The organism is Streptomyces sp. CC208A (genome assembly GCF_030010625.1).
Classification (GTDB): domain Bacteria; phylum Actinomycetota; class Actinomycetes; order Streptomycetales; family Streptomycetaceae; genus Streptomyces.
This window is the reverse complement of sequence record NZ_JASCXN010000080.1, coordinates 1-2,829: the sequence shown is the minus strand read 5'-3', so window position 1 is coordinate 2,829 and position 2,829 is coordinate 1. Positions and strand designations below refer to the sequence as shown.

3 protein-coding genes and 1 pseudogene are annotated in these 2,829 nt (G+C 72.5%); 3 read left to right on the top strand and 1 reads right to left on the bottom strand.

Translation table 11 applies throughout. From position 1 onward, the window contains the following. Positions 1–344 (bottom strand): annotated as a pseudogene (locus QK442_RS35965) (hypothetical protein); the annotation flags it as partial. 235 nt (positions 345–579) lie between these two features. Between QK442_RS35965 and QK442_RS35960 the strand changes: the two are divergent. The 3 genes from QK442_RS35960 (at position 580) to QK442_RS35950 (ending at position 2,756) form a co-directional block, all read left to right on the top strand. Then, a complete protein-coding gene (locus tag QK442_RS35960; protein ID WP_282698347.1) occupies positions 580–939 on the top strand; it encodes a metalloregulator ArsR/SmtB family transcription factor in 360 nt (119 codons plus the stop codon). Positions 940–1,037: 98 nt separating this feature from the next. Beyond that, positions 1,038–2,390: an MFS transporter gene (locus QK442_RS35955; protein WP_282698346.1), complete on the top strand. Its 1,353-nt coding sequence runs from the start codon at positions 1,038–1,040 to the stop codon at positions 2,388–2,390. 147 nt (positions 2,391–2,537) lie between these two features. Then, on the top strand, positions 2,538–2,756 hold the full coding sequence (locus QK442_RS35950) for a hypothetical protein (protein WP_282698345.1): 219 nt from the start codon (positions 2,538–2,540) through the stop codon (positions 2,754–2,756). Positions 2,757–2,829 lie beyond the last annotated feature (73 nt).

Below are 2,829 nucleotides of genomic sequence, written 5' to 3'. Positions count from 1 at the left end.
CTTCCGGCTTCCGGCTTCCGGCTTCCGGCTTCCGGCTTCCGGCTTCCGGCTTCCGGCTTGCCTAGTCTTTTAGTGTATCCGACTCCATGCGAAAGTACTGTCAAATTGCCCTGGATCAGGTCGAGTTCGCCGCCGAAACTCGCCGAGACCGCGAGGTCCACCGGAGTCGAGAGCGCCTGGCTCCACGGCAGCTCGGGCAGTTGCAGTTCGCGGAAGAGCCCGCGGATGCCGCCCTGGAAGGCGGACGACCCCGTCGACGTGACCAGGAGCTGGACGCGGTAGTCGTCGTGGAACAGCGGTATCAGGTCCGTCAGGCGCCCGGCCGAGGTGACGTTGTGGACCACCAGGAGCACGCGGCGCCGGGTGGTTCGGCTCGTCCACCGGTCGGACCCTTCCCCGACCGGTACGCGAATCGCCGGGGGTTCTGGCCCCACGCGTGACCTCCTGAACGAGCGTGCTGTCGTGGCGCGCACACCCTATCCGCGATCGGACGGCCGCCGTGCTGCCGTCCGGCCGCCGGATCGGTCCGGCCGCTTCCCGGTTCCGCTCACCGCTCCCGGCCGCGCCTACCATTTCCTCATGGCTTCACGCGACGGCACCCCACCTGCAGGCGGCACGCACCAGCGCACCCTGGGCGCTCGCGAGCTCGATGCGGCTGCCCGTGTGTTCGCGTTGCTGGCCGATCCCACCCGGCTGCACCTCGTGTGGCTGCTGTCGCACGCGGAGTCGGACGTCAGCGCGCTCGCCGAGGCGGTCGGCGCGGCCCGTCCGGCCGTGAGCCAGCATCTGGCCAAGCTGCGGCTCGGGGGGCTGGTCGAGACGCGCAAGGAAGGGCGGCGGGTCGTCTACTCGCTGCCCGACGGGCACATGAGGCGCATGGTCGTGGAGGCCGTGAGCCACGCCGACCACCAGGTCACGGGCGAGCCCTGGCACGACTGACGCCGACAGGCAGGAGCGGTCAATAATTCAATAGGTGCGCAATCATGCACCTGTCGGCTACGGTGGTGATGCCTCCGTAGCCGACCGAGGGCGGGCCCATGCTGTCCGTGCTGCGCAACCGCACCTACCGCCACCTGTTCACCGCCCAGGCCGTGGCCCTCGTCGGGACCGGTCTGACGACCGTGGCGCTCGGGCTGCTCGCGTACGACCTCGCGGGCGGGAACGCCTCGGCGGTGCTCGGCACGGCCCTGGCGATCAAGATGGTCGCCTACGTCGGCATGGCCCCGGTCGCCGGCGCGGTCGCCGACCGGACACCCCGGCGGGCGCTGCTCGTGACGATGGACCTGGTCCGGGCCGGGGTCGCCCTGGGGCTGCCGTTCGTGACCCAGGTCTGGCAGGTCTACGTCCTGGTCTTCCTGCTCCAAGGCGCGTCCGCCGTCTTCACCCCCACCTTCCAGGCGACCGTCCCCGAGGTGCTGCCCGACGAGGACGACTACACCCGCGCCCTGTCCCTCTCCCGGCTCGCCTACGACCTGGAGAGCCTGTTCAGCCCGGTCCTCGCCGCGGCCCTGCTCTCCCTCGTCTCGTACACCTGGCTCTTCAGCGGTACGGCGGTGGGCTTCGCCGTCTCCGCCGCCCTGGTCGTCTCCGTCCTGCTGCCTGCCTCCCGGCCGGCGGAGCGGACGGGAGGCGTCCGCGCGAAGGCCGCCTTCGGGGCCAGGCTCCTCCTCGCCACGCCCCGGCTGCGCGCCCTGCTGGCGCTCGACTTCGTCGTCGCGGCCGTCGGCTCCATGGTCCTGGTCGACACCGTCGTCCTGGTCCGGGACGCCCTCGGCCGCCCCGCCGGGGACGTGCCGCTCGCGCTCGGAGCGTACGGGGCGGGGTCGATGGTCGTGGCGCTGCTGCTGCCCCGGGTCGTCGGGCGCCTCGGCGACCGGGCCCTGATGCTGTCCGCCGCGTTCACGGCGACCGCCGCGCTCGGGCTGCTCGCGACCGGGCTCGGCGCGGGCGTACTGTCCTGGGGCGCGCTGCTGTCCGCGTGGCTGGTGATCGGGGCGGCGACCTCGGCGATCCTCACTCCCGGCGGGCGGCTGCTGCGGCGCTCGGCGGCGGCGCCGGACCTGCCCGCCGCGTTCGCCGCCCGCTTCTCCCTCACCCACGCCTGCTGGCTGGTCACCTACCCGCTGGCCGGCTGGCTCACCGCCCGCGCCGGACTCGCCGTCTCGGCCGCCGTGCTGGCCGCCCTCGCGCTGACCGGCGCGGTGGGCGCCGTACGCCTCTGGCCGCGCCTCGACCCGGCCGAGCTGGAGCACGCCCACCCGGAGCTGCCGCGCGACCATCCGCACCTCGCGGCCGCCGGGCACGGTCACGCCCACGTCCACGCCCACGTCCACGTCCACGACTTCCGCATCGACGGCCTGCATCGGCGCTGGCCCGCGCGCCACGCCTGAGCGGGTGCGCAAGGCGGCACTTTCGGCCTTTGTCGGCGAATGTTGGCGCAGAGTCGATCATGCTCTTGAAGCGGAGGCCCGACTCATATTTTCTACACAGATGTAGAAGGTGCGATGGTCGCGCCTGCTCGTCCCCGGAGGTAAGCCATGGCTTCGATCGATCTCGGCAAGGTGCTCGACTCGGCGTGGGCGGACAAGAGTCTGCCGGAGATCCTGGCCGCGCCGGTGGCCGCCCTGAAGGGTGTCTCTGACCGGGACGGCGAGCTCCTGAAGGAGGCGTTCGGCGTCAAGACGGTCGCGGATCTGGCGGAGCTCAAGTACGTGCGCTGGGCCCAGGCGCTCGCCGCCCTGGACGCCGCCAAGTAGCGGCGTCCACAAGCATCGGCGCCCGCCGGTACCGGCGGGCGCCGAGCGCGTTTCCGCCGCCCCGGGTTCCCCG

What these genes read in the sequence shown, in the direction of transcription:
- QK442_RS35960 (WP_282698347.1), top strand. Translation starts at nt 580, where the DNA reads ATGGCTTCACGCGACGGCACCCCACCTGCAGGCGGCACGCACCAGCGC.
- QK442_RS35955 (WP_282698346.1), top strand. Translation starts at nt 1,038, where the DNA reads ATGCTGTCCGTGCTGCGCAACCGCACCTACCGCCACCTGTTCACCGCC.
- QK442_RS35950 (WP_282698345.1), top strand. Translation starts at nt 2,538, where the DNA reads ATGGCTTCGATCGATCTCGGCAAGGTGCTCGACTCGGCGTGGGCGGAC.